Annotated in this window: 23 protein-coding genes; 13 read left to right on the top strand and 10 right to left on the bottom strand. The window is 44.4% G+C overall.

The features are described 5' to 3' along the window. Positions 1–20 precede the first annotated feature (20 nt). The 5 genes from ffh (at position 21) to rplS (ending at position 3,635) form a co-directional block, all read left to right on the top strand. Positions 21–1,415 (top strand): signal recognition particle protein, encoded by a 1,395-nt coding sequence (gene ffh, locus ITG09_13500; protein UPR51703.1) that lies wholly within the window; start codon positions 21–23, stop codon positions 1,413–1,415. Between the two features lie 212 nt (positions 1,416–1,627). Beyond that, on the top strand, positions 1,628–1,876 hold the full coding sequence (gene rpsP, locus ITG09_13495) for a 30S ribosomal protein S16 (GenBank protein ID UPR51702.1): 249 nt from the start codon (positions 1,628–1,630) through the stop codon (positions 1,874–1,876). Between the two features lie 24 nt (positions 1,877–1,900). Beyond that, the gene (gene rimM / locus ITG09_13490; protein UPR51701.1) at positions 1,901–2,455 is read left to right on the top strand and encodes a ribosome maturation factor RimM; all 555 of its coding nucleotides are present in this window, start codon (positions 1,901–1,903) and stop codon (positions 2,453–2,455) included. 26 nt (positions 2,456–2,481) lie between these two features. Continuing rightward, the gene (gene trmD / locus ITG09_13485; GenBank protein ID UPR51700.1) at positions 2,482–3,222 is read left to right on the top strand and encodes a tRNA (guanosine(37)-N1)-methyltransferase TrmD; all 741 of its coding nucleotides are present in this window, start codon (positions 2,482–2,484) and stop codon (positions 3,220–3,222) included. 59 nt (positions 3,223–3,281) lie between these two features. Next, complete coding sequence (gene rplS / locus ITG09_13480; protein UPR51699.1) at positions 3,282–3,635, top strand: 50S ribosomal protein L19; 354 nt, start codon at positions 3,282–3,284, stop codon at positions 3,633–3,635. Positions 3,636–3,946: 311 nt separating this feature from the next. Here the strand turns inward: rplS and yacG are convergent, their stop codons facing one another. The 7 genes from yacG to ITG09_13445 form a co-directional block, all read right to left on the bottom strand. After that, complete coding sequence (yacG, locus tag ITG09_13475; GenBank protein UPR51698.1) at positions 3,947–4,144, bottom strand: DNA gyrase inhibitor YacG; 198 nt, start codon at positions 4,142–4,144, stop codon at positions 3,947–3,949. A gap of 81 nt (positions 4,145–4,225) precedes the next feature. Beyond that, the gene (gene zapD / locus ITG09_13470; GenBank protein ID UPR51697.1) at positions 4,226–4,966 is read right to left on the bottom strand and encodes a cell division protein ZapD; all 741 of its coding nucleotides are present in this window, start codon (positions 4,964–4,966) and stop codon (positions 4,226–4,228) included. Between the two features lie 26 nt (positions 4,967–4,992). Then, entirely contained in the window at positions 4,993–5,607 is a 615-nt protein-coding gene (gene coaE / locus ITG09_13465) for a dephospho-CoA kinase (protein ID UPR51696.1), read from the bottom strand. Between the two features lie 2 nt (positions 5,608–5,609). After that, positions 5,610–6,479 carry a prepilin peptidase gene (locus ITG09_13460; GenBank protein UPR51695.1) on the bottom strand — a complete coding sequence of 290 codons (870 nt, stop codon included), beginning with the start codon at positions 6,477–6,479 and terminating at the stop codon, positions 5,610–5,612. A 66-nt stretch (positions 6,480–6,545) separates the two neighbouring features. Further along, entirely contained in the window at positions 6,546–7,775 is a 1,230-nt protein-coding gene (locus tag ITG09_13455; protein ID UPR51694.1) for a type II secretion system F family protein, read from the bottom strand. A 15-nt stretch (positions 7,776–7,790) separates the two neighbouring features. Continuing rightward, positions 7,791–9,476 (bottom strand): type IV-A pilus assembly ATPase PilB, encoded by a 1,686-nt coding sequence (pilB, locus tag ITG09_13450; GenBank protein UPR51693.1) that lies wholly within the window; start codon positions 9,474–9,476, stop codon positions 7,791–7,793. Next, complete coding sequence (locus ITG09_13445; GenBank protein ID UPR51692.1) at positions 9,477–9,917, bottom strand: pilin; 441 nt, start codon at positions 9,915–9,917, stop codon at positions 9,477–9,479. It abuts the gene before it with no gap. Between the two features lie 278 nt (positions 9,918–10,195). Between ITG09_13445 and ITG09_13440 the strand changes: the two genes are divergently transcribed. After that, positions 10,196–11,430, top strand: a protein-coding gene (locus tag ITG09_13440) for an IS3 family transposase (protein ID UPR51691.1) whose coding sequence is annotated in 2 segments (ribosomal slippage) — positions 10,196–10,565 and positions 10,565–11,430 — 1,236 coding nt in all. Because the reading frame shifts where the segments join, the coding sequence is not laid out codon by codon here. A 54-nt stretch (positions 11,431–11,484) separates the two neighbouring features. Here the strand turns inward: ITG09_13440 and nadC are convergent. Further along, complete coding sequence (nadC, locus tag ITG09_13435) at positions 11,485–12,375, bottom strand: carboxylating nicotinate-nucleotide diphosphorylase (protein ID UPR51690.1); 891 nt, start codon at positions 12,373–12,375, stop codon at positions 11,485–11,487. Between the two features lie 83 nt (positions 12,376–12,458). Between nadC and ampD the strand changes: the two genes are divergently transcribed. From ampD to lpdA, 5 genes are all read left to right on the top strand, one after another. After that, on the top strand, positions 12,459–13,058 hold the full coding sequence (gene ampD / locus ITG09_13430; GenBank protein ID UPR51689.1) for a 1,6-anhydro-N-acetylmuramyl-L-alanine amidase AmpD: 600 nt from the start codon (positions 12,459–12,461) through the stop codon (positions 13,056–13,058). 483 nt (positions 13,059–13,541) lie between these two features. After that, positions 13,542–14,303: a pyruvate dehydrogenase complex transcriptional repressor PdhR gene (gene pdhR, locus ITG09_13425; protein UPR51688.1), complete on the top strand. Its 762-nt coding sequence runs from the start codon at positions 13,542–13,544 to the stop codon at positions 14,301–14,303. A 62-nt stretch (positions 14,304–14,365) separates the two neighbouring features. Then, positions 14,366–17,029 carry a pyruvate dehydrogenase (acetyl-transferring), homodimeric type gene (gene aceE, locus ITG09_13420; GenBank protein ID UPR51687.1) on the top strand — a complete coding sequence of 888 codons (2,664 nt, stop codon included), beginning with the start codon at positions 14,366–14,368 and terminating at the stop codon, positions 17,027–17,029. Between the two features lie 26 nt (positions 17,030–17,055). Further along, entirely contained in the window at positions 17,056–18,951 is a 1,896-nt protein-coding gene (aceF, locus tag ITG09_13415; protein UPR51686.1) for a pyruvate dehydrogenase complex dihydrolipoyllysine-residue acetyltransferase, read from the top strand. Positions 18,952–19,193: 242 nt separating this feature from the next. Continuing rightward, entirely contained in the window at positions 19,194–20,621 is a 1,428-nt protein-coding gene (gene lpdA, locus ITG09_13410) for a dihydrolipoyl dehydrogenase (GenBank protein ID UPR51685.1), read from the top strand. Positions 20,622–20,843: 222 nt separating this feature from the next. On the opposite strand, the gene ITG09_13405 is transcribed toward lpdA, so the two are convergent. Further along, complete coding sequence (locus ITG09_13405; protein UPR51684.1) at positions 20,844–21,449, bottom strand: TetR/AcrR family transcriptional regulator; 606 nt, start codon at positions 21,447–21,449, stop codon at positions 20,844–20,846. 337 nt (positions 21,450–21,786) lie between these two features. Here ITG09_13405 and hpt point away from each other — a divergent pair, with 337 nt between their 5' ends. Then, complete coding sequence (gene hpt / locus ITG09_13400; GenBank protein ID UPR51683.1) at positions 21,787–22,317, top strand: hypoxanthine phosphoribosyltransferase; 531 nt, start codon at positions 21,787–21,789, stop codon at positions 22,315–22,317. 74 nt (positions 22,318–22,391) lie between these two features. On the opposite strand, the gene can is transcribed toward hpt, so the two are convergent. Next, complete coding sequence (gene can, locus ITG09_13395) at positions 22,392–23,060, bottom strand: carbonate dehydratase (protein ID UPR51682.1); 669 nt, start codon at positions 23,058–23,060, stop codon at positions 22,392–22,394. Positions 23,061–23,346: 286 nt separating this feature from the next. Between can and ITG09_13390 the strand changes: the two genes are divergently transcribed. Then, positions 23,347–24,978 carry a SulP family inorganic anion transporter gene (locus tag ITG09_13390; GenBank protein ID UPR53645.1) on the top strand — a complete coding sequence of 544 codons (1,632 nt, stop codon included), beginning with the start codon at positions 23,347–23,349 and terminating at the stop codon, positions 24,976–24,978. The last annotated feature ends 1 nt before the right edge of the window (position 24,979 follow it).

The raw sequence follows: 24,979 nt of genomic DNA, 5'->3' as shown, positions 1-24,979 counted from the left end.
TTTTGAGCGAAGAGAAAACTATGTTTGATAATTTAACGGATCGTCTATCCAAAACGCTGAAGAACATCAGCGGTAAAGGTCGTCTGACCGAAGACAATATTAAAGAGACGCTGCGTGAAGTACGTATGGCGCTACTTGAAGCCGACGTTGCACTGCCCGTTGTCCGCGATTTTGTTAAGCGCGTAAAAGAAGGCGCTGTGGGTGTTGAGGTATCTAAATCTCTAACGCCTGGTCAAGAATTCATTAAGATCGTTCAAGCTGAACTTGAAGCGGTGATGGGTGAGTCTAACGAGGCTCTTAACCTAGCAGCGCAACCGCCAGCAGTCATCTTAATGGCGGGTCTACAAGGTGCGGGTAAAACCACATCTGTAGGTAAGCTATCCAAGCTTCTAACTGAGCGTGATAAGAAGAAAGTCTTGGTTGTGTCTGCCGACGTTTACCGTCCAGCTGCGATCAAACAGCTTGAAACGTTAGCAAGCGATGTTGGCGTAGACTTCTTCCCATCTTCAGCTGATCAAAAGCCTCTTGATATTGCAAACGCTGCAATCGACCACGCGAAGAAGAAATTCTACGACGTGCTACTTGTCGATACTGCTGGTCGTTTGGCTATCGATGAAGAGATGATGGGCGAAATCAAAGAGCTTCATACTGCAATTAAACCAGTAGAGACACTGTTCGTTGTTGATGCAATGACAGGTCAAGATGCTGCGAATACTGCAAAAGCCTTTGGTGATGCTCTACCACTAACCGGTGTTATCTTGACGAAAGTTGATGGTGATGCGCGCGGTGGTGCTGCTCTATCTGTTCGTCATATCACAGGTAAACCGATTAAATTCTTGGGTGTTGGTGAAAAAACTGACGCACTAGAACCGTTCCACCCAGATCGTGTTGCTTCTCGTATCCTTGGTATGGGTGACGTACTGTCTCTTATTGAAGACCTACAGAAAAACGTTGATACCGAGAAAGCAGAGAAACTGGCTAAGAAGTTCAAAGAGAAGAAAGGCTTTGACCTTGAAGACTTCCGTGAACAGCTAGGACAAATGCAGAACATGGGCGGAATGATGGGCATGATGGATAAGCTTCCTGGCATGTCTCAGCTACCGGACAACGTAAAAGATAAAGTTGATGACAAGATGTTCAAGCAAATGGAAGCGATCATCAACTCTATGACAATGAAAGAGCGCCAGCGCCCTGACCTAATCAAAGGCTCACGCAAGAAGCGTATTGCCGCAGGTTCTGGTACTCAAGTACAAGATGTAAACCGTATGCTGAAACAGTTCACTCAAATGCAGAAGATGATGAAGAAAATGCAGAAGGGTGGAATGAAAGGCATGATGCGCAACATGCAAGGCATGATGGGCGGCGGTGGAGGTATGGGCGGAATGGGTGGTGGTTTTAACCCGTTTGGCCGATAATCTACAAATGTAAGCTTTAGCTGCGTTACTTTTCATAGTGTTAGCCGTGTCACAGAAAGTGTTCGGTGGCTATGTTGGTGAAAAAATAGCTAAAGCCCTTGCATTGCACCGGAATAAGAGTAAAATTCCGGGGCTTTAATTTGGCACGAGACCCCAAGCTATTTACTTATACTTGGGGTTAATTATTTTATTAAGAAAGCAAAGAGGACGACATGGTAACCATTCGTTTGGCACGTCACGGTGCAAAGAAGCGCCCATTTTATCAAATCGTAGTTGCGGATAGCCGTAACTCTGTAACTGGCCGTTTCATCGAGAAAGTAGGTTTCTTTAACCCTACTGCTCAAGGTCAAGAAGAAGGTCTACGTCTAGACCTAGATCGTGTTAACCACTGGGTTGGTCAAGGCGCATCTCTATCTGATCGTGTAGCTAAGCTAGTTAAAGACGCTCAAAAAGCGGCTTAATTCTTTTTTAAAGAGAAATAGCTTATGTCGATGAAGGGTAAAGAAACGATGAGCGAGCAAAACAATAGAATTGTCATGGGTAAACTTGGGTCTACCTATGGTATTCGTGGCTGGCTTAAAGTGTTCTCCTACACAGACAATGCTGAAAGCATATTTGATTACAGTCCTTGGTATTTAAAGCTAAAGGGCGAGTGGGTTGAGTATAAAGTTGAAAGCTGGAAACGTCATGGCCAAGGCTATGTATGTAAGCTAGCGGGATTAGATGTACGTGAAGACGCGCAACTGATGACCAACTTTGAAATTGCTATTGACCCTGCTTCATTACCTGAATTGTCAGAAGATGAATTCTACTGGCGCGAATTGTTTGGTATGCAAGTTTTTACCACTAAAGGTTACAACCTTGGTGAGGTCACTGACCTATTAGAAACTGGCTCAAACGATGTTCTAGTAATCAAAGCAAATCTTAAAGATGCTTTTGGCCAAAAGGAACGGTTAGTACCGTACCTTGAAGAGCAAGTGATCAAGAAAGTTGATCGCGAAGCTCGCCGGATCGAAGTTGACTGGGATCCTGGATTCTAACTCCAAATTACAGAGCGAGAGAACACATGTGGGTTGGCGTAATTAGCCTGTTTCCTGAAATGTTCCGTTCTGTTACTGATTTTGGAGTAACAGGTCAAGCGGTTAAGAAAGGTCTTTTATCTATTGAGACATGGAATCCTCGTGATTTCACTCATGATAAACATCGCACTGTTGATGATAGACCTTACGGTGGTGGTCCTGGCATGTTAATGATGGTTCAGCCTTTGCGCGACGCTATCAAAACTGCCAAGCAAGCAGCACCGGGGAAGACGAAAGTTATCTATCTTTCACCTCAAGGTCGTAAACTCGACCAGAAAGGTGTTGAAGAGTTGGCAACAAACGAGAATTTACTTCTTATTTGTGGTCGCTACGAAGGGGTAGATGAGCGCATCATTGAATCTGAAGTCGACGAAGAATGGTCGATTGGAGATTTTGTGATGACGGGTGGTGAACTACCAGCCATGACGTTGATTGATTCAGTATCTCGGTTTGTTCCGGGTGTACTTGGGGATTTCGCGTCAGCAGAAGAAGACTCTTTTGCAAATGGTTTGTTAGATTGCCCTCATTATACGCGCCCTGAGGTGCTAGACGATAAAGATGTACCATCGGTACTCAAGTCTGGAAACCATAAGGATATTCGTCGCTGGCGGTTGAAACAATCGCTGGGCCGAACTTGGCTAAGAAGACCAGAACTCCTGGAAAACCTAGCTCTGACTGACGAACAGGAACAATTACTGGCTGAATTCATTAAAGAGCATCGCTCTTAACGAAAAGCAAGCAGTAACCTATTAAATTTAGTATCAGTTTATTCTAGGAATTTATACAAATGAGCAACATCATCAAGGCTCTTGAAGAAGAGCAACTAAAATCAGACCTTCCTAAATTCGCACCAGGTGACACTGTTGTAGTTCAGGTTAAGGTAAAAGAAGGTGACCGTGAGCGTCTACAGGCTTTCGAAGGCGTTGTAATCGCTATTCGTAACCGTGGTCTACACTCTGCATTCACAGTTCGTAAGATCTCGAACGGTGAAGGCGTAGAGCGTGCGTTCCAAACTCACTCTCCAATGGTTGATAGCATCGAAGTTAAACGCCGTGGTGCAGTACGTCGTGCCAAGTTGTACTACCTACGTGAGCGTTCTGGTAAGTCAGCTCGTATTAAAGAGAAGCTTACTAAGAAGTAATTCTTTTTGCATTCTATCGATAAAAGCGGAGCCATTTGGCTCCGCTTTTTTGTGCCTGCTATTTAGAGCTTCGCAGGTAACATAACCCAACTCACTCGTCCCTCACTCTTGAGGATGACGAATGATAAGCCTTGATAGCCAGTCGAACAGCTAGGGAGTTTTTTGTTACTAATCTTACGGGGCAACCAGGTCTGTCATTCCCTAGACTGACGAAGGAGTAGGGAATCTCTACTAGCGCCGTATTATAGGTAATAAAAAAGGATTGACGTTAAACGCCAACCCTTCAAAGTTTACTCGTTACACTAAGTGGCTTAGTACGGATCTTCCGACCAACCATCGCTATCCGACATATCCGGTGCGCCAGCGATACTGTTCTCTTCGTCTGCCCATTCTCCAAAATCAATCATCTGACATTGCTTGCTGCAAAACGGGCGATGTGGGCTTTGTTCACCCCATTCAACGTCAGCATTACATTGAGGGCATTTAACGATGGTGATTTTTTTCGACATAGTGATTCTTTATTTGGAGGTATAATAACAATGAGTTTAGGCCTGAATAAGTACTCAAGCCAAACGATAAAAGACAATTAATTAGGTGCAGATTGCTAATTCAAATTCGATGTCTTGAGTGCAGGCTTGCCCAGTTTCAAAGCTCATGAACTTAACAGCAAAACGGTTCTTGTGACCTGAGATCATCGGGTAGGCACCGTATTGCATTGGAATAGAAAGGCGAAGGATATTCGCTTCATCAGCATCGCTCTGGAAGAAACCAGCACGCGCAATCTGATCTTTAAAATGACCTGTTTCTCTAGTGAGTTTTAACCATAGCGTGAGCGCTTCATACAAAGGCTGTAGGCTATCCATCCACGTTTTTGCGTCTCTCATTCTCTTATCGAGAGGAAGGTGTAACCAATAATGCAGTGCGGGTAAATCAAAGCAGCATGAGCCACCTGGAAGATTAAAACGTTGGCGAATTGCACTCAGGAAGCGGTCTTCCTTCAGTGATTGACCAAAACGCTCAGCTTGCATTAGATCACGATAGATATTACCAATGTCATTAAGCAGTGATGTCAGCATCTCTTGATCGACACCTTCAACATCCAACCAACTTTTGTAGGTCACACGTTGCTTCTCAATATCTTTTGCGAGTTCGCTCTTGAGTTGGATCTGTTCGAAGATTTCAATCAGATCAAAGATAGAACGGAAAAAGAGTTGATACTGTTGAGCATCGGAAAATGTAGAAGACAAGTGTAGCTGCCTCAAGAGTGATTCGACTCTTAAGTAGATGCGTGTTTTCTCATTTAGCGGATGTTCAAATTTATGGGTGATCATCGAGCAAACCTTCATTCAACATTGTTCTATTCTGACCCATCTACAGCACTGATTGCCAGATACTTTTGATGTAAATCTGTGATTTGAGGCAAAAGTTCTTGGTTTTTAGTATGGTTTTTAATCACGTCATCTGCAACTGCTAAGCGTTGTTCTCTTGAAGCCTGTGATTTTAAAATTGACGCAACTTGTTCCCTAGAAACGTTATCACGACTCATCGTTCGTTCTATTTGCACTTCTGCTGGCACATCAACAATTAATACGCGATCGGCCATGCCTTGCATTTGGTTTTCAACCAGTAGCGGTGCAACTAATAAACCATACGGGGATGTGATTTTAGACAGGTCACTGTCAATTTTGTCACGGATCATGGGATGAAGAAGATCATTGAGCCACTGTTTCTCTTTAGGATCCGAGAAGATAAGTTCACGCAGCCTACTTCGGTTGAGTGTTCCATCTTCAAGCAAGATAGACTCACCAAAGTGTTCTGTAATCTGTTTTAAACCGTCACTGCCCAGCGCAACCACTTCACGTGCTACGATATCAGCATCAACAATATCAATATTAAAATGCTCATTGAACAGGTTAGCGACCGTAGTTTTGCCACTGGCGATACCACCGCTTAATCCGATAATGATTGCCATGGTTAAATTCCTAGTACAGAAGTGAAATACCAACCCATGATGTCGTTACCCCACATCAAGCTTACCCATCCCGCAATCGCAAGGTAGGGGCCAAACGGAAAGGCTTTATCTATGCCTTGCTGTTTCAAGCGAAGTTGAATCAAACCAAACACAAGACCAACAAGCGAAGATAAAAGGATGATCATTGGTAGATGTTGCCAACCAAGCCACGCCCCTAATGCAGCTAACAATTTAAAATCACCGTAACCCATGCCTTCTTTGCCTGTTAATAGCTTGAACAGCCAATAAACAGACCAAAGCGCTAGGTAACCAGCCATCGCTCCAACGACGGAATCTTGCAGCGATACCGGGCTGATATTAAACAGTGCTAAAGCGATACCAGACCAAACTAAAGGCAAGGTGATTTGATCTGGCAATAACATAGTATCGAGATCGATAAAGGTCGCGGTAATCAAAGCAAAGGTGAAAAATATCAGCGCAATCGCGTAATAACTGAAACCAAAGTGGCTAGCGACTACGGTACAAAGTATCGCCGTAAGCAGTTCGACCAAAGGGTAGCGAGCACTGATTGGGTTAGCACAACTGTGGCACTTGCCCTTTAAGAACAACCAGCTTAAGACTGGAATATTGTCGACGATTCTTAATTGGGTTTTGCATTTCGGACAGGTAGAACGAGGAATGCTGAGATTAAACTTTCCCTCTGGTGCTGGAATTTTATATTGAGAGAAATACTCCGAGCACTCTTGTTGCCACTCTCGCTCCATCATAATCGGTAAACGATGTATGACCACGTTGAGGAAGCTACCGATAAGAAGGCTAAAAATGAAAGCTAATACGGGGAATAGCCAAGGATAGTAGTGAAATACTTCCATAGTGTCCTTTACCACTTGATCAAGGTGAGCAGAGGTTTCTACTCATGGGTGTTTAGTTGCTTTTAACTATCCTAACACACTCATAAGATTAAAGATTGGTAAGTACATCGCGACAACAAGCCCACCCACAACCGTACCTAAAAACACGATGATCAGTGGCTCTAAAATTTTGCCTAAGTTGTCGACGGTATTGTCGACTTCAAACTCATAGATGGAAGCGACTTTATTCAGCATATCATCAAGGTTACCTGACTCTTCACCAATCATCACCATCTGTAACACCATCTCCGGGAAGGCATTGGTATTGCGCATTGCAATGTACATCGGCATGCCTGCGGCAGTCTCACGGTGAACCTCGATGATTGCCGATTCATAATGCAGATTGCCTGCAGTCTTTGCGGTGGTTTTGAGGCTCATTAAGATGGGAATACCAGAGCTAAAGCTGGTTGATAAGGTGCGGCTGAACTTGGCGATAGAGGCCTTTGCCATTATTCCACCAAGAACTGGGAAACGTAATCCTAACCGGCTAACAGACAGTCTGATCGAGTGGGAGCGCTGACACAGTTGGTAAATAATCAGGACAACAAGCCCGATGCTTACAGCCGCATAAAAACTGTAAGCCTGCATCCAGTGAGAAAGATGGAGTACCTGTTGAGTAAACCATGGTAGATCAGCACCGAAGCCTGAAAACATCGACTCAAATTCCGGAATCACTATAGTCAGCATTAAATAAGAAACAGTCAGTGCAACGATGACCACCATTGCTGGATAGATAAGCGCTTTCACCACCTTAGCTTTTAACTGTTCACTTTTTTCACGATAGGTCGCTAAGCGTTCGAATACTTGTGCAAGATTGCCGGAGAGCTCTCCTGTCGCGACTAAATCAGTATAGAGATCATCAAAGTGACGGCTTGCGGTTCGCATTGCTTTTGAGATTGGCGTTCCGGCTTCTACACCTTTGCAGATATGCGATAAAATCGATTTCATTTCTGCTTTACGATGGTTATCTGATACCAACTTTATGGCTTGCACGATAGGCACACCCGTAGCGAGCATGGTAGCAAGCTGTCTCGTCAAAATAGTGATGTCCTTGGCTTTGACTCGGTGTGTTATGCGAGTGATTGCGGAGATACTTTTCTTTTTGATTTTCTTAATCTGGATATGCTGTTCTTTGAGCTTTTCCCGTACTTCTAATTCAGTAAGTGCTAAGGTCTGCCCAGACACTTTCTTGCCAGAGCTGTTAATGCCTTTCCAGTGATAGCTTTTTAATTGTGACTGTTTGGACTTGCTACTCATTGGTGCTCCATTGGTTTATATGTACAGAACACGTTGCAGCTCTTGATAGCTGGTGGTGCCTTCAAGCAATTTATCCAGACCTGACTCTTGCAGAGTGCGCATGCCTTCTCGACGCGCGAGATCTTCAATCGCTAGCGCATTGGGTTTGTTGATAAGGCTGGTTTTTAGCTTGTCGGTAAACGGCATCACTTCATAGATACCCACTCGACCTGAGTAACCTTGGTTACACTCATTACAGCCTTGAGAGTTGGCTTTGTAGATGGTTTGGCTGTTTGGGATAGAGTGGCGCAGATAAATGTCTGGTGAGTCGTCTGCGGTTTTACAGTGGTTACACAAGCGCCTCGCAAGACGCTGAGCAATAATCAAGCTTAAAGACGAAGCAAGATTAAAGGGTTCAATTCCCATGTGAGCAAGCCGAGTTACGGTTTCAGCAGCAGAATTGGTGTGCAGTGTAGAAAGCACTAAGTGACCTGTTTGCGATGCTTTGATCGCGATTTCAGCGGTTTCTAAATCTCGGATTTCTCCAACCATCACGATGTCTGGGTCTTGTCGTAAAAACGATCGTAGTGCCTCGGCGAAACCAAAGCCAATCTTAGGCGTCACTTGTACTTGATTTATGCCACACAGGTTAATTTCTACTGGGTCTTCAGCTGTTGAGATGTTACGTTCAGAGGTGTTAAGCACGCGAAGCCCAGTATAAAGAGAAACCGTTTTACCGCTGCCGGTTGGCCCGGTCATTAAGATCATCCCTTGCGGGCGCTTTAGTGCATTGAGGTAGAGGGCTTTTTGAGCCTCGCTGTAACCGAGCTTATCGATATCGAGATTGGCCGCACTGCTATCAAGCAATCGCAGTACGATCTTTTCTCCCCACAATGTTGGCAGCGTAGATACACGCATATCAATTGCCAGTTCGTCATTTAAACGCAGTTTAATACGACCATCTTGAGGTAAGCGACGTTCGGCAATATCGAGTTTAGCGAGAATCTTTAAGCGAGCTGACAGGCGACGGCTTAAATGAGAGGCGGGCTGTTGGATTTCAACCAATATACCATCGCAACGTAGGCGCACTCGGTAGTGTTCTTCGTAGGGTTCGAAGTGAATATCAGAAGCACCTTTACGCACCGCATCAACCAGAATCTGATTGATAAAGCGACTGACAGGGGAGTCGTCTTGGCTGAGATCTTCAATCGACGTTATTTCGTCGTCAGATACCTTCACGAGGTTAGCTAACTCATCTTGGGTGATCTCTTTCCGCTTGGAATCTTGCCCAGAAATAGAACGGCCATACAGCTTTCGTATTGCGCCTTCTAATTCAGAGTAATTAGCGACAACCAATTCAATCTGTAATCCGGTTGCGAATCGAAAGTCATCTTCAGCTTGTAAATCCGTAGGGTCGGCAGAAGCGAGTGTAAGAGTGGAGCTAGAAACTGAAATCGGAATAGCGTGATATTTAGTGATTAGCTCGCGAAGCCCTAACTGTTCGCACAAGGATTCATAGTCCGTATTGGCAAATTGTACTAACGGTAAGCCGAAGATGGTTTTAATGTTGTTTGCTAAGGAATCGCCGCTGAAGAAATCCAGAACGAGCAAAGCTTCAGGTGTCGAAATACCTGAAGCTTGTACATGTTCCGCCACGGCTTGTTCCTGAGTCAGGCTAAGTAAACCAGCCTGACGTAGAACGGTTGGGAGGTTAGTGAGCACTTAATAGGTCGCAGTACAGCTGTTCGGCCTTGATTCTGAAGGGACATTTTTGGATGCACATACCCAACCTGAATCATTATTCTTTTTAAACTGAACGCTAGCAGTGCTACCTTTTAATGAGCCTTCACTAAAACCAAATGTAGCGGTCCCGCCACTGACTGCTGTAGCTAATGTTATAGAACCCAGAGCATTCATTGCTGCTGTTCCGCCAACTTTAGTAATATCTGTTGGAAATGTATTCCCATTTTCTTGTTGGTACATATCAATATTTGTAAGTAAACCTCTTACAGTAGCAGTAGCAGATGCGACTTCTGTTTTTTGGACATAGTTTTTATAAGCAGGTATTGCCACTGCAGATAAAACACCAATAATCGCTACCACAATCATCAATTCAATCAGTGTGAAACCTTTCTGATTTGTTCTTTTACTTTTGTTATTCATTGTTCTATTCCATTGTTTAGTTTATTTCAGTGCAGGCACTGGTTGATGGACAGAATAGAAGTCGGAATGGAGAAGTGGAATGAGATTCAGGTGTGGTCGCGAGTGGTTTGGTATTTATTAGTGTGATGTTTCATATGGCGCGCAAAATTATGCGATCGACTTAAATAAGTGATTGAAATGCTGATAATTTAAGCAATAAAAAAAGCACGGTATTTAACCGTGCCTTTAAAGACAAGCTTGTCCCGTCCTGAAATGTGTTTACACATTGAGGACGAATTATGACTACTTCAAATAATACCTACGTTAAGCGCACTCAGCGTGATTACACACTAGGCTTTAAATTACAGGTCGTCGCCGCTGTAGAAAGAGGCGATATGACATATAAACAAGCCCAAACCATTTATGGTATCCAAGGCCGTTCAACTGTTTTAACTTGGCTTCGAAAGCACGGTAAGATGAATTGGGCGCAAACTCCAAGGATGAATACCATGCACCAATCTAAGCCTAAAGAGTCACCAGCACAGAAAATAAAGCGCCTTGAGAAAGAGCTGGAAGACGAAAAAATAAAGAATCTCTTTTTAAATAGAGTGGTTGATATTCTTGATGCTGAACACGGAACTAGCCTCAGAAAAAAGTATCTCGCCAAGGAGCAAGAAGTCTTCAAGAACAGGACGGAATAAGTTTAGTTCGAGTATGTAAGCTATGCGGGATAACGAGACAAAGCGTTTATCAACGAGAAAAGCGAGCTGTTCATCGCCAGTTAGAACTTAAACCCATCAAACAAATGGTGTTGGATATTAGACGTTATATGCCTCGGGTTGGCACTAGGAAACTCTACTTTTTACTTAAGCCAAAGTTGCAAGAACAAGGTATCAAGCTAGGTCGAGATGCTCTTTTCAACTACTTACGTGATGAACGATTATTGGTAAGACCTAAACGTAGTTTTACAAAAACGACAAACAGTAAGCATTGGATGAAAAAACATCCGAACTTATTAAAGAACTACAAACCATGCAATCCAGAGGGTGTGTTAGTAAGTGACATTACCTATATCCAATCAGATGAAGGTGTTCACTATCTCTCATTGGTAACTGATGCGTTTAGTCGGAAAATTATGGGCTACGAGCTGAGCAACGAAATGAAGGCGACGGATGTTGTGAAAGCGCTAGATATGGCTGTTAAGGGACGTCAATATCATTGTTCGTGTATCCATCACTCTGATCGTGGTCTCCAGTACTGCTCAGGTGTTTATCAAGATAAGTTGAAAAGTAGCGGCATAATCCCCTCGATGACAGACGGTTATGACTGCTACCAAAATGCATTAGCAGAGAGAGTAAATGGAATACTGAAACAAGAGTTCTTACTTGATAAGTGTAAAAACCTCGGAGAGCTTAAACAACTAGTAAAAGAGTCTATAAGTACCTATAACAACATGAGGCCGCACCTTAGCCTTAGGATGAAAACTCCAAATGAGGTGCATGAAAAAAGCCAACAGCTGACGCTATTGGCTTAGTAGAAATACTGTCAACGTATTTTAGGACGAGACAGCTATTTATATTTCAATAAATTAAGCTTTGAATCTCATAGATAAATCCATCGCTTTTAAGTGCTTAGTGAGTGCGCCTACCGAGATGTAATCAACACCCGTTTCAGCAAACTCTGCGATAGTGTCTAGAGTTACATTGCCTGAGTTCTCTAATGCGGCACGGCCAGCGTTAATTTTAACCGCTTCACGCATCATGTCGGTAGTGAAGTTGTCTAGCATGATGATGTCTGCGCCAGCGTTGATTGCTTGCTCTAACTCTTCTAGGCTTTCTGTTTCAACTTCTACAGGCTTACCTGGGTTAAGCTCTTTTGCCGTAGAGATAGCTTTCTCAATGCCACCACAGGCGATGATGTGGTTTTCTTTGATTAGGTAAGCATCGAATACACCAATACGATGATTGAAACCGCCACCACAAGCCACAGCGTATTTTAGTGCGCTACGTAGGCCTGGAATCGTTTTACGAGTATCTAACAGACGGCACTCTGTGTGTTTAATCTTGTCAGCGTAGATAGCTGTTGCTGTCGCACAACCAGACAGTGTTTGAATGAAGTTCATTGCGTTACGCTCGCCCGTTAGTAGCGCGCGTGCTGGGCCAGTTAAAGTACAAAGCGTTTGGTTTGGTTCAACCTTGTCGCCATCTTCTACATTCCACTCGATCGTTACTTCACCGCCCAATTGCTCAAACACTTCATTAGCCCAAGCTTTACCACAGAACACGCCGTGTTCACGGGTAATGATGGTCGCGCTGTTGATTGCGTCTGCTGGGATTAGACTTGCCGTAATATCAGCCGCTGGATCGAGTGTTCCGCCTAGATCTTCTCGGATAGTCTCAGCGACTGCACGAGTGATCTCTAGAGGCAGTTGCTCTTTTAAGTAGTCAAGGCGTTGGTGGCTGTTATGTGTGTTTTTCATCGCAAATCTAATCTTGAAAGGGAGTGGGAATGGAATGATACTCTTGCTTAACTTCAAATTAAAGAGGCTAGCACGACGGCTCTATGGGCAAAGTCACATCTTATTGTGCTAGCAGAAAAGAAAGTGAGACCAAGATGACGATCAGCTCCAACGGATGGTACGACAACGCTCGGCATGTTCCTTCCCCGTATTTTGATGCTAGGCCTAGCGTCGAAGATATTTCTCTGCTGGTGGTTCACAATATTAGTTTGCCTCCCGGTGAGTTTGGAGGCCCGTATATTGAACAATTTTTCACTGGCAAATTGAACCCTGCTGAACACCCGTTTTTTCAGGTGATTCACCAAATGGCCGTGTCTGCACATTGTTTGATTCGTCGTGATGGTGAAGTGGTGCAGTTTGTTTCGTTCTTAGACCGAGCTTGGCACGCTGGCCAATCGAGCTTTGCTGGACGTGAAAGGTGTAATGATTACTCTATTGGTATTGAACTTGAGGGCAGTGACTTTGTGGCTTATACCGAGCAGCAGTATCAATCCTTGTCGCAGCTGACTGATACTCTAATGTCGAATTTTCCAGAGATCACAGAACAACGGATCACTGGCCATCAATATATAGCGCCTCTGCGTAAAACTGACCCTGGCTTGGTGTTCGATTGGCAGAAATTTAAAGGAAAGCTCAAAGCTTAAGCCTCAGTTTTTTATAATGGCCTTACCGCTGTTGGGTGTTGATTAGTCAACGCCTAGCATAATGACTTGTGAATTTTTGTTGTTGCTATGTAAAGAAAGTGGTGGAGAGAAGAGCATCAATAAATTGAGAGTGTGACGAGCTTATCAAACACATATTTATTAAAACTTATGAACAGAATTTCCATCCTAAATGTGCGCTCGGTTCGATTTTTAAACAAGTGCCACTAATCTTTCTGAAACAATTCATTTTTATCCTGAAACTTTCTAGCACGAACACTCCCCAAAAGTATTACCTCTGTAAATGGTAAGACCAATTTGGTTGCTGTTTTAAATTTCATTTGTTAAATCGTGGTTAATTCACGCTGCATTCTATGATGCAGGTCAATTTTACGCTGGACAGTGGCGTTTTAATTATGTTAATTTCTGCCCAACTTAAAATTGGTAATACCAATTGTCAGCGAAGAAAAAGAAGAATAACAAACTATGGCTTATCAAAGGATTCGTCAGCCAAAACTCTCGGACGTTATCGAACAAGAGTTAGAAAGGTTGATAGTGGAAGGAACACTGGCTCCAGGGCAGCAGCTGCCGCCTGAGCGCGAACTGGCGAAACAGTTCGATGTGTCTCGTCCTTCAATCCGAGAAGCGATACAACGTTTAGAAGCAAAACGCTTGCTTACTCGCCGTCAAGGTGGAGGTACGTTTGTTAGCGAAAATATCTGGAAAAGCTTTTCAGATCCTTTGCTTAATTTGTTGTCCTCCCATTCTGAAACCCAACTCGACTTGTTGGAATCGCGTCATGCGATGGAAGGGATTTCGGCTTACTTCGCGGCATTACGTGGCACTGATGAAGACTTTGCTCGAATTCAAGCATGCCAAGAAAAAATTCGCGGTGCGCAAGATAAGGGTGATATTGAAGCCGAATCTGCAGCTGTGATGGCATTTCTTATTGCTTTAACAGAGGCAGCGCACAATGTGGTGTTACTGCACATTGTTCGTAGCTTGGCTCCGTTGCTCGAACAAAACGTCTTAGAAAATTTAAAGCTGTTGCATCGTCGTAAAGACGTTGTGGAGAAAGTGAGTATACATCGAGCTAACATTGTGGATGCGATCGTTTCAGGACAGCCAGAACAGGCACGTGAAATGTCACACTCTCATTTAGCTTACATCGAAGAAACATTGATGGATTTGACCAAAGAAGAATCGCGCCGCGAACGTTCTTTACGTCGAATCCAACAGGGTAAATAGCCGTAATACTTCGGCTTTTTACGTGTTTAGTAGAATCCAACTAACAAAAAGGATAGATCGCCATGTCTGACATGAAGCATGACGTTGATGCTCTGGAAACTCAAGATTGGTTAGAAGCTCTTGAGTCAGTAGTACGTGAAGAAGGTGTAGAACGTGCACAGTTTTTACTAGAACAAGTTCTAGATAAAGCGCGTTTAGATGGTGTTGATATGGCTACAGGCATCAACACGAACTACATCAACACAATTCCAGCAGCACAAGAGCCAGCTTACCCTGGTGACGTAACTCTTGAGCGTCGTATTCGTTCGATTATTCGCTGGAACGCAATCATGATCGTATTGCGTGCTTCTAAGAAAGACCTAGACCTTGGTGGTCACATGGCTTCTTACCAGTCAGCAGCAGCGTTCTACGAAGTATGTTTCAACCACTTCTTCCGTGCTCCAAATGAGACGGACGGTGGCGATCTAGTTTATTACCAAGGTCACATCTCTCCAGGTATCTACTCTCGTGCATTCGTTGAAGGTCGTCTAACTGAAGAACAGCTAGATAACTTCCGTCAAGAAGTTGATGGTAAAGGTATCCCTTCTTACCCGCACCCGAAACTGATGCCTGAGTTCTGGCAGTTCCCGACAGTATCTATGGGTCTTGGTCCTATCTCTGCGATCTACCAAGCGCGCTTCCTTAAGTACCTTGACGGCCGTGGCCTGAAAGAAACTTCAGCGCAACGCGTATACGCGTTCCTAGGTGACGGTGAGATGGATGAGCCAGAATCACGTGGTGCTATCTCTTTCGCTGCGCGTGAGAAGCTAGACAACCTATGTTTCCTAATCAACTGTAACCTACAGCGTCTAGACGGCCCTGTAATGGGTAACGGTAGCATCATTCAAGAACTTGAAGGCCTATTCAAAGGCGCAGGTTGGAACGTTGTTAAAGTTATCTGGGGTAGCAACTGGGATTCACTACTGGCTAAAGACACGACTGGTAAGCTTCTTCAACTAATGAATGAAACTATCGACGGTGACTACCAGACATTCAAATCTAAAGATGGCGCATACGTACGTGAGCACTTCTTTGGTAAGTACCCAGAAACAGCTGCACTAGTTGCAGACATGACTGACGACGAAATCTTCGCTCTTAAGCGTGGTGGTCACGATTCTTCTAAACTGTTTGCTGCATTCAACAATGCAAAAGAGACAAACGGTAAGCCAACTGTAATCCTAGCTAAAACTGTAAAAGGTTACGGCATGGGTGATGCAGCTGAAGGTAAGAACATTGCACACGGTGTTAAGAAAATGGACATGACTCATGTTCAACACCTACGTGATCGCCTAGGCCTAGAAGACATCCTTTCAGACGAGAAAATCGCTGAACTTCCATACCTAAAACTGGAAGAAGGTTCTGCTGAATACGAATACATGCACGCTCGCCGTAACGCTCTACACGGTTACACACCTCAGCGTCTGCCAAAATTCACTCAAGAGTTCAAAGTTCCTGAGCTAGACGCGTTCGCACCTCTACTGGGTGAACAGAAGCGTGATATCTCTACAACTATGGCTTATGTACGTACGCTAAACATTCTTCTTAAAGATAAGAACATTGGTAAGAACATTGTTCCTATCATCTGTGATGAAGCTCGTACATTTGGTATGGAAGGTCTATTCCGTCAGATTGGTATCTACAACCCACACGGTCAAGACTACACGCCTGAAGATAAAGGCATCGTTTCTTACTACAAAGAAGCGACTTCTGGTCAAGTTCTTCAAGAAGGTATCAACGAACTAGGTTCTATGGCTTCATGGGTTGCAGCTGCAACGTCATACAGCACAAACGATCTACCGATGATCCCGTTCTACATCTACTACTCAATGTTCGGTTTCCAACGTATTGGTGACATGGCTTGGTTAGCAGGTGACCAACAAGCTCGTGGTTTCCTACTTGGTGCAACTGCAGGCCGTACAACGCTAAACGGCGAAGGTCTACAGCACGAAGATGGCCACTCGCACATTATGGCGAACACAGTACCTAACTGTATCTCTTACGACCCAACGTTTGCTTACGAGCTAGCGGTTATCATGCAAGACGGTATCCGTCGCATGTACGGTGAGAACCAAGAGAACGTTTACTACTACCTAACAGTAATGAACGAGAACTACGCAATGCCAGCAATGCCTGAAGGCGCTGAAGAAGGCATTCGTAAGGGTATCTACAAGCTTGAGTCTTACTCTGGTACTAAGTCTAAAGTTCAGCTAATGAGCTCTGGTACTATCATGAACGAAGCGCGTAAAGCCGCTAAGATCTTGAGCGAAGAGTACGGCGTAGCATCTGACGTGTTCTCTGTAACGTCGTTCAACGAACTGACTCGTGACGGCCAAGCGGTAGAGCGTGACAACATGCTTCACCCAGAAGCTGAAGATAAAGTACCGTACATCACAACTGTTCTTGGTAACGAGCCTGCAATCGCAGTAACCGATTACATGAAGAACTACGCTGAGCAAGTACGTGCATTCATGCCTTCTGAGTCTTACAAAGTACTTGGTACTGACGGTTTCGGTCGTTCAGACAGCCGTGAAAATCTACGTCGTCACTTTGAAGTAAATGCAGGCTACGTTGTAGTTGCTGCGCTTACTGAACTGGCTAAACGTGGTGATGTTGAGAAATCAGTAGTTGCTGAAGCAATTGCTAAATTCGGCATCGACGCAGACAAAATTAACCCGCAATACGCATAAGACTGGCATTAAGGTAGGTAAATACAATGACAATCGAAATTAATGTACCAGACATCGGTGCTGACGAGGTTGAAGTAACTGAGATTCTTGTAAACGTTGGCGACAAGGTTGAAGAAGAGCAGTCACTTATTACTGTTGAAGGCGACAAAGCTTCAATGGAAGTTCCTGCGTCTCAAGCGGGTATCGTTAAAGAAATCAAGATCTCAGAAGGTGATTCTGTTTCTACTGGTTCTCTTATCATGATCTTCGAAGCGGAAGGTGCTGCAGCAGCACCGGCTGCGCCAGCAGTTGAAGCGGCGGCACCTGTTGCAGCTGCTCCTGCAGCGGCGGCTGAGCTTAAAGAAGTTCACGTTCCTGATATCGGCGGTGATGAAGTTGAAGTAACTGAAATCATGGTCGCTATCGGCGACGTAGTAGAAGAAGAGCAATCTCTTCTTACTGTTGAAGGTGACAAGGCTTCAATGGAAGTTCCTGCACCATTCGCTGGTATCGTGAAAGAAATCAAGATCGCTTCTGGTGACTCAGTATCTACTGGTTCTCTAGTAATGGTATTTGAAGTGGCAGGTTCTGGCGCTCCAGTTGCAGCAGATCCTGCTCCAGCGGCGGCACCAGTTGCAGCGGCTCCAGCAGCATCTGCTGAGAAAGAAGTGAACGTTCCTGATATCGGTGGTGACGAAGTAGAAGTTACTGAAATCATGGTAGCGGTTGGCGATACAGTAGAAGAAGAGCAATCTCTAATTACTGTTGAAGGCGACAAAGCTTCAATGGAAGTTCCAGCACCATTCGCTGGTACAGTAAAAGAAATCAAGATTGCAGCTGGCGACACAGTGTCAACTGGCTCTCTAATCATGACTTTCGTAGTTGAAGGCGCAGCGCCTGCTCCTGTTGCAGCACCTGCACAAGCAGCAGCTCCAGCGGCGGCACCTGCTCCTAAAGCAGAAGCTCCAGCAGCGGCTCCAGCAGCAGCTGGCGACTTCCAAGAGAACGGTGACTACGCGCACGCTTCTCCAGTAGTTCGTCGTCTTGCTCGCGAATTTGGCGTTAACCTTTCTAAGGTTAAAGGTACTGGTCGTAAGAGCCGTATCCTTAAAGAAGACGTTCAGTCTTACGTTAAAGATGCACTTAAGCGTCTAGAGTCTGGTGCTGCGGCATCTGGCAAAGGCGGCGACGGTTCTGCTCTTGGTCTACTACCATGGCCAAAAGTTGACTTCAGCAAGTTCGGCGAAACTGAAGTTCAGAAGCTGTCTAAGATTAAGAAGATCTCTGGCGCTAACCTGCACCGTAACTGGGTAATGATCCCTCACGTTACACAGTGGGATAACGCAGACATCACTGAGCTAGAAGCATTCCGTAAAGAACAGAACGCAATCGAAGCGAAGAAAGACACTGGTATGAAGATCACTCCACTTGTGTTCATCATGAAAGCTGTTGCTAAAGCGCTAGAAGCATTCCCAGCGTTTAACTCTTCTCTTTCTGAAGATGGCGAAAGCATCATTCTTAAGAAGTACGTAAACGTGGGTATCGCTGTTGATACACCAAACGGTCTAGTTGTTCCTGTATTCAAAGACGTGAACAAGAAAGGCATTTACGAGTTATCTGAAGAGCTAATGGCTGTTTCTAAGAAAGCACGCTCTGGTAAGCTAACAGCGGCAGACATGCAAGGCGGTTGTTTCACAATCTCTAGCCTTGGTGGTATTGGCGGTACTGCATTTACTCCAATCGTAAATGCTCCAGAAGTAGGTATCCTAGGTGTATCTAAGTCTGAGATTAAGCCAGTTTGGAATGGTAAAGAGTTCCAACCACGTCTACAGCTTCCACTGTCTCTATCATACGATCACCGTGTGATCGATGGTGCAGAAGGTGCACGCTTCATTACTTTCTTAAACAGCGCACTATCTGACATTCGTCGTCTAGTACTGTAATTGAGAAAGTAATTATTAAGGTGACTTTCGGGTCACCTTAATTCTTTATATAAAGACTATTTTTAGAGAACAGTTTCCTGCATTTCTCATAATCTGATGGGGAATTGTTGTCTAGCTCACAGGCTAACTTAAAGCTACTTTCACACTGTTAACATCTCTGTAAAATGTTTCCTGTTTGAAAGCCCAATAATTTTAAGAATATCTACTCAGCCTGTTAGGGATAATGACTACAAGAGGTCACAATGAGCAAAGAAATTAAAGCCCAAGTTGTTGTACTTGGTTCAGGCCCTGCTGGTTACTCAGCGGCATTCCGTTGTGCGGATTTAGGTCTAGAAACAGTACTAGTTGAACGTTACAGCACTCTTGGTGGTGTATGTCTAAACGTTGGTTGTATTCCATCAAAAGCACTTCTTCACGTATCTAAAGTAATTGAAGAAGCAAAAGCGATGGCAGAGCACGGCGTTGTATTCGGCGAGCCACAAACGGACATCAACAAAGTTCGTATCTGGAAAGACAAAGTAGTTGATCAACTGACTGGCGGTCTTGGCGGTATGGCTAAGATGCGTAACGTTACTGTTGTTAACGGTTTCGGTAAGTTTACTGGTCCGAACAGCATCGAAGTTGTTGGCGAAGAGACGACAACAATTAACTTTGATAATGCAATCATTGCAGCGGGTTCTCGCCCAATCAAACTTCCTTTCATCCCACATGAAGACCCACGTATTTGGGATTCTACGGATGCACTAGAACTAAACGAAGTACCTGAAAAACTGCTTATCATGGGCGGCGGTATCATCGGTCTTGAGATGGGTACGGTTTACCACTCTCTAGGTTCTAAAGTTGAAGTTGTTGAGATGTTCGATCAAGTTATCCCAGCTGCGGATAAAGACATCGTTAAAGTCTTCACTAAACGTATCAAGAACAAGTTCAAGCTAATGCTTGAAACTAAAGTAACTGCTGTTGAAGCGAAAGAAGACGGTATCTACGTTTCAATGGAAGGCAAAAAAGCACCAGCTGAAGCTGAGCGCTACGATGCTGTTCTTGTTGCTATCGGTCGTGTTCCAAACGGTGCACTTATCGATGCTGAAAAAGCGGGTATCGAAGTTGATGAGCGTGGTTTCATCAATGTTGATAAGCAAATGCGTACTAACGTTCCTCACATCCACGCGATCGGTGACGTTGTTGGTCAACCAATGCTTGCTCACAAAGGTGTGCATGAAGGTCACGTAGCTGCTGAAGTTATCTCTGGTAAGAAGCACTATTTCGACCCTAAAGTAATCCCATCAATTGCGTACACTGAGCCAGAAGTTGCTTGGGTAGGTAAGACTGAGAAAGAAGCGAAAGCGGAAGGCCTAAACTACGAAGTTGCGACTTTCCCTTGGGCTGCTTCTGGTCGTGCAATCGCTTCTGACTGTGCCGACGGTATGACTAAGATGATCTTCGATAAAGATACTCATCGCGTAATCGGTGGTGCTGTTGTTGGTACTAACGGCGGTGAACTTCTTGGCGAAATCGGCCTAGCAATCGAAATGGGTTGTGACGCAGAAGATATCGCTCTTACTATCCACGCTCACCCAACTCTACACGAGTCTGTTGGTCTAGCTGCGGAAGTATTCGAAGGTTCAATCACTGACCTTCCAAACAAAAAAGCAGTGAAAAAGAAGAAGTAATTTTTTCTTAGTCACTCGCTAATGTTTTTAAAAGCCGCTGATTCGTCAGCGGTTTTTTTATGTCCGAAGAAAAGTGGGTCGTCATGTCTGTATGAGATCCCCAACTCGCTCGTCCCTCGCTCTTGAGGATGACGAAGGAAGGAGTAGGGAATCTCATTCTATTTTTCTATCGGTAATAAAAAAGGGCTGGCGTTAAAGCCAACCCTTTAGTTTTACGCGAATCTACTTATAGATGCACAGCATGTTTAGGTAGCTATCCGTTAAGCTTGAAAGCTCTTCAGGCGTTTCTACACGTTTCGCTTGAATGAATAGCGAGTAGCAGATGCCGTGGAATAGGTTCGCTAGATGCTTAGGATCGTGATCGTCGCAAACTTCGCCGCGTTCAATCGCTTTGCTAAACATATTCTGTACTAACATTTGGTTAGTGCGGTTAGTGGTTACGAATAGAGGCCATACTTCATCACGAGTTGATGCGCTCCATTCGAACCATACGTTCAACCAATGGCTATCTTGAGCCACTAACGTCACCATTTCAGTCGCAATATTATGTAGGTTTTCTTTTGCGTGAATATCTAAGTCGATATTGTCTGAAAGGAAGTTAGAGAATTGGCGTACGACGTGATTCAGTACTTCATCAACCAGATCTTCACGGGTTGGGAAGTAGTTAAATACGGTTGCTACAGACACCTGAGCAATATCTGCAATGTCTGCGTGTCCACCACGGCCAATGCCACGGCGAGAGAACACTTCAAGTGCGATTTCCATCAATTGAAGTTTTCTTTTTAGGGGTGAAAGCCTAGTTCTAGGTCTCTTAGAGATTGAGTCCATTTTGTTTTCCTTGCCAACGAATTTCTTATATTAATGATTTTATTATTATTTAAGCCAAGATGAGTGTAATGGTGCATATGCGAATGGTCAATCCTTTGAGCTTATTTAATAGACAGTTACATCAAACTTGATACATAAAGCGTGATCAGTATTGATGTGAAAGGAAGCGAGTATCGGATAAGGCAGTAGCGCACATTATCGTGGATAATCTGACAGTAAATTTGAACCATAAGGTGGTGTGGGTATTTGAGCAGTGCTAGACTTACGCACAAATTGAGCGGCGCCGATGGCAGAACTGTCTACACTTGTCGCAATCACCAAATAAAATGAGAGCAGTATGAAGCATACAGTTGAAGTCATGATCTCTGAGCAAGAAGTTCAGGATCGAGTGAACGAACTAGGCAAACAGATCACGGAACACTACAAGGGTAGTGAAGATCTAGTTTTAGTTGGCTTATTACGTGGATCTTTTGTCTTTATGGCGGATCTTGCTCGTGCTATCGATTTAACTCACCAAGTTGATTTCATGACTGCGTCTAGCTACGGCAACGGCATGGAAAGCTCACGTGATGTTCGTATCTTGAAAGACTTGGATGATGATATCCAAGGTAAAGACGTTCTACTTGTAGAAGACATTATCGATACAGGTAACACACTGACGAAAGTGAAAGAGATTCTGAGCCTACGTGGTCCTAAATCTATCGAAATCTGTACGCTACTAGACAAGCCTTCTCGTCGTGAAGTGACGGTAGATACTAAGTGGATTGGTTTTGAAATCCCTGACGAATTCGTTGTTGGTGTTGGTATCGACTACGCACAAAAATATCGTCACCTGCCGTACATCGGTAAAGTTGTACCTCAAGAGTAATTATTACGCTTGTTGAATAGAAGTCATTAAAAAGCCCGCATCAAGCGGGCTTTTTGTATTTATAGCGGAATGGTCTAGCCTTGCTGGCTAAGAAGAGGCGTCGTTAAGATTTTGTTCAATGCCTCTAAGTGACTGTTCTCTAAGGTATCGTTACTTGAGCAACGTACGCCAAGGTCTTGTAACTTGCCATCGCCAATGCCGTAAACCACACCGTGAATTTCAACCTCTTGGCCTCGCTCCCATGCGTTTTGCATAATGGTTGAGTTACCTAGGTTATAAACCTGCTCTGCGACGTTAATCTCGCACAGTTTGTCACCCCATTGCTCACGAGGAAGTCCCTCGATCTGTTTACGGTATTTTAGGTAATTGTCGCGGATGTGAAGTAACCAGTTATTGATTAGACCAAGTTTAGGATTATCAATCGCCGCGTTAACACCGCCACAACCGTAGTGGCCACAAACAATAATGTGTTTAACTTTGAGTACATCGACCGCGTACTGCACAACAGATAGGCAGTTTAGGTCGGTATGAACCACTTGGTTAGCAACATTTCGATGAACAAACAGTTCGCCAGAATACAAACCAGTGAGACGCTCGGCCGGTACACGGCTATCAGAACAGCCGATCCATAGGAAACCAGGGTTTTGACCCTCTTCAAGCGTTGTAAAATACTCTGGTCGCTCTGAACGAATTTCTTCAGACCATTTAGAGTTGTTTTCAAAAAGCTGTTTAATCTCTGGCATTTTGCGTCTTACATCCCTTAATTAAGAATCACAACTATACACAATGTTACAAATTCAATCTCGTAAAAACTGTGTCAATTAGTACTCATCTGACGTGTTCTAGTCGTTAAAATCATGAACTTAGCTTAGAAGCTATGATCCGGTTATAAGACATGAATAATGTGATTGAATTAACACTTTCTGAACACTTGATACATTTGTTAAAGTGATAAGGTTTGTCATTTCATCATCAGGAAGGTGTGTTTTGTTTGGAAGTCGTTTTACGGATATCAATCTCAAAGGGGATATGTTTGGCGGTGTGACTACAGCCATCATCTCACTGCCTTTAGCGTTGGCATTTGGTGTTGCTTCTGGGGCAGGAGCTGAAGCAGGCCTTTGGGGCGCGATTATGGTCGGCCTATTTGCCGCTTTGTTTGGCGGTTCAAGCAGCCTGATATCTGAGCCAACCGGCCCGATGACAGTAATCATGACAGCAGTAATGACGAGCATGGTCGCTAAATATCCTGAAACCGGAATGGCAATGACCTTTACCGTCGTGATGATGGCGGGTGCGTTTCAAATACTACTTGGGACGTTAAAGCTCGGAAAATACGTTACTTTGATGCCTTATAGCGTGATATCCGGTTTTATGTCGGGTATTGGCGTTATTCTAATTATCTTGCAGCTATCTCCATTGCTAGGACATGCAGCTCCATCCGGTGGTGTGATGGGCACGCTCTCTGCTTTGCCTGATACGCTAGCAAACTTAAAAGTGAGTGAGCTTTTTCTAGGTGCACTGACGCTCGGTATTCTGTTTGGCTTCCCTGCTAAGTACCGTAAGTATGTGCCCGCACAACTGGTCGCGTTAGTCGCTGTAACTCTGCTATCCGTTATTTTCTTCGATACTGACTCTATTCGCCGCATTGGTGAAATCCCTGCAGGCCTACCTTCTCTTGTTATTCCTACTATCAGCGCTGAGCAGTTTACTACCATGGTTATCGATGCCTTAGTGCTTGGTACGTTGGGTTGTATTGATACGCTTTTGACTGCGGTTATTGGTGATTCACTGACTCGTAAAGAGCATGACTCTGATAAAGAGCTGCGAGGGCAGGGCATCGCCAATATGCTTTCAGGCCTGTTCGGCGCACTACCTGGTGCGGGCGCGACTATGGGCACCGTGACCAATATTCAGGTTGGTGCGCGCTCTCCACTGTCTGGTGTAATTCGTGCCTTAGTATTAGCGCTAGTTGTTTTGGTCGCTGGTGGCTTAACCGAGCCTATTCCTATGGCGGTGTTGGCAGGTATCGCCATGTATGTGGGCTTCAACATCCTTGACTGGAGTTTCATTCAGCGCGCGCACAAGGTTAGTTATGCTGGCATGGGCGTGATGTATGGTGTAATGCTACTAACCGTATTCGTTGACCTGATTATTGCTGTTGGGCTTGGTGTCTTTATCTCGAATATCCTGATCATTGAAAGGCTAAGTCGCGAGCAAGCAAGGCAAGTTAAAGCCATCAGTGATGGTGATGACGAGGACGATATCCCACTCACTGATAGTGAACGTCAGCTACTCGATAGTGCGAATGGTAAAGTTCTGTTCTTCTATCTTTCAGGGCCAATGATCTTCAGTGTATCGAAAGCGATTTCGCGCCAGCACTCGAGTATCTCTGACTATGAAGCGATGATTCTAGATTTAACGGACGTTCCGATGATTGATGTAACCGTTGGTCTAGCGCTGGAGAATGCCATCAAGGATGCTCTAGATGCGCAATGTGAGGTGTACTTGTTGTGTCCAAACGAGAATACACGTCAGCAACTTGAGAAATTCCATGTCATTGACTTGGTTCCTGAGTCCAATACTTACCGATTCAGATACGAAGCACTGACAGCTGCAACCAGCTATGTTGAGAGAGACGAGCACCAGTTTGAGTCCGTCTAAG

Source organism: Vibrio cyclitrophicus (genome assembly GCA_023206055.1).
GTDB classification, from domain to species: Bacteria; Pseudomonadota; Gammaproteobacteria; order Enterobacterales; family Vibrionaceae; genus Vibrio; species Vibrio cyclitrophicus_A.
Note: the sequence above shows the minus strand (reverse complement) of the source record. Positions and strands in the feature narration are given on the sequence as shown.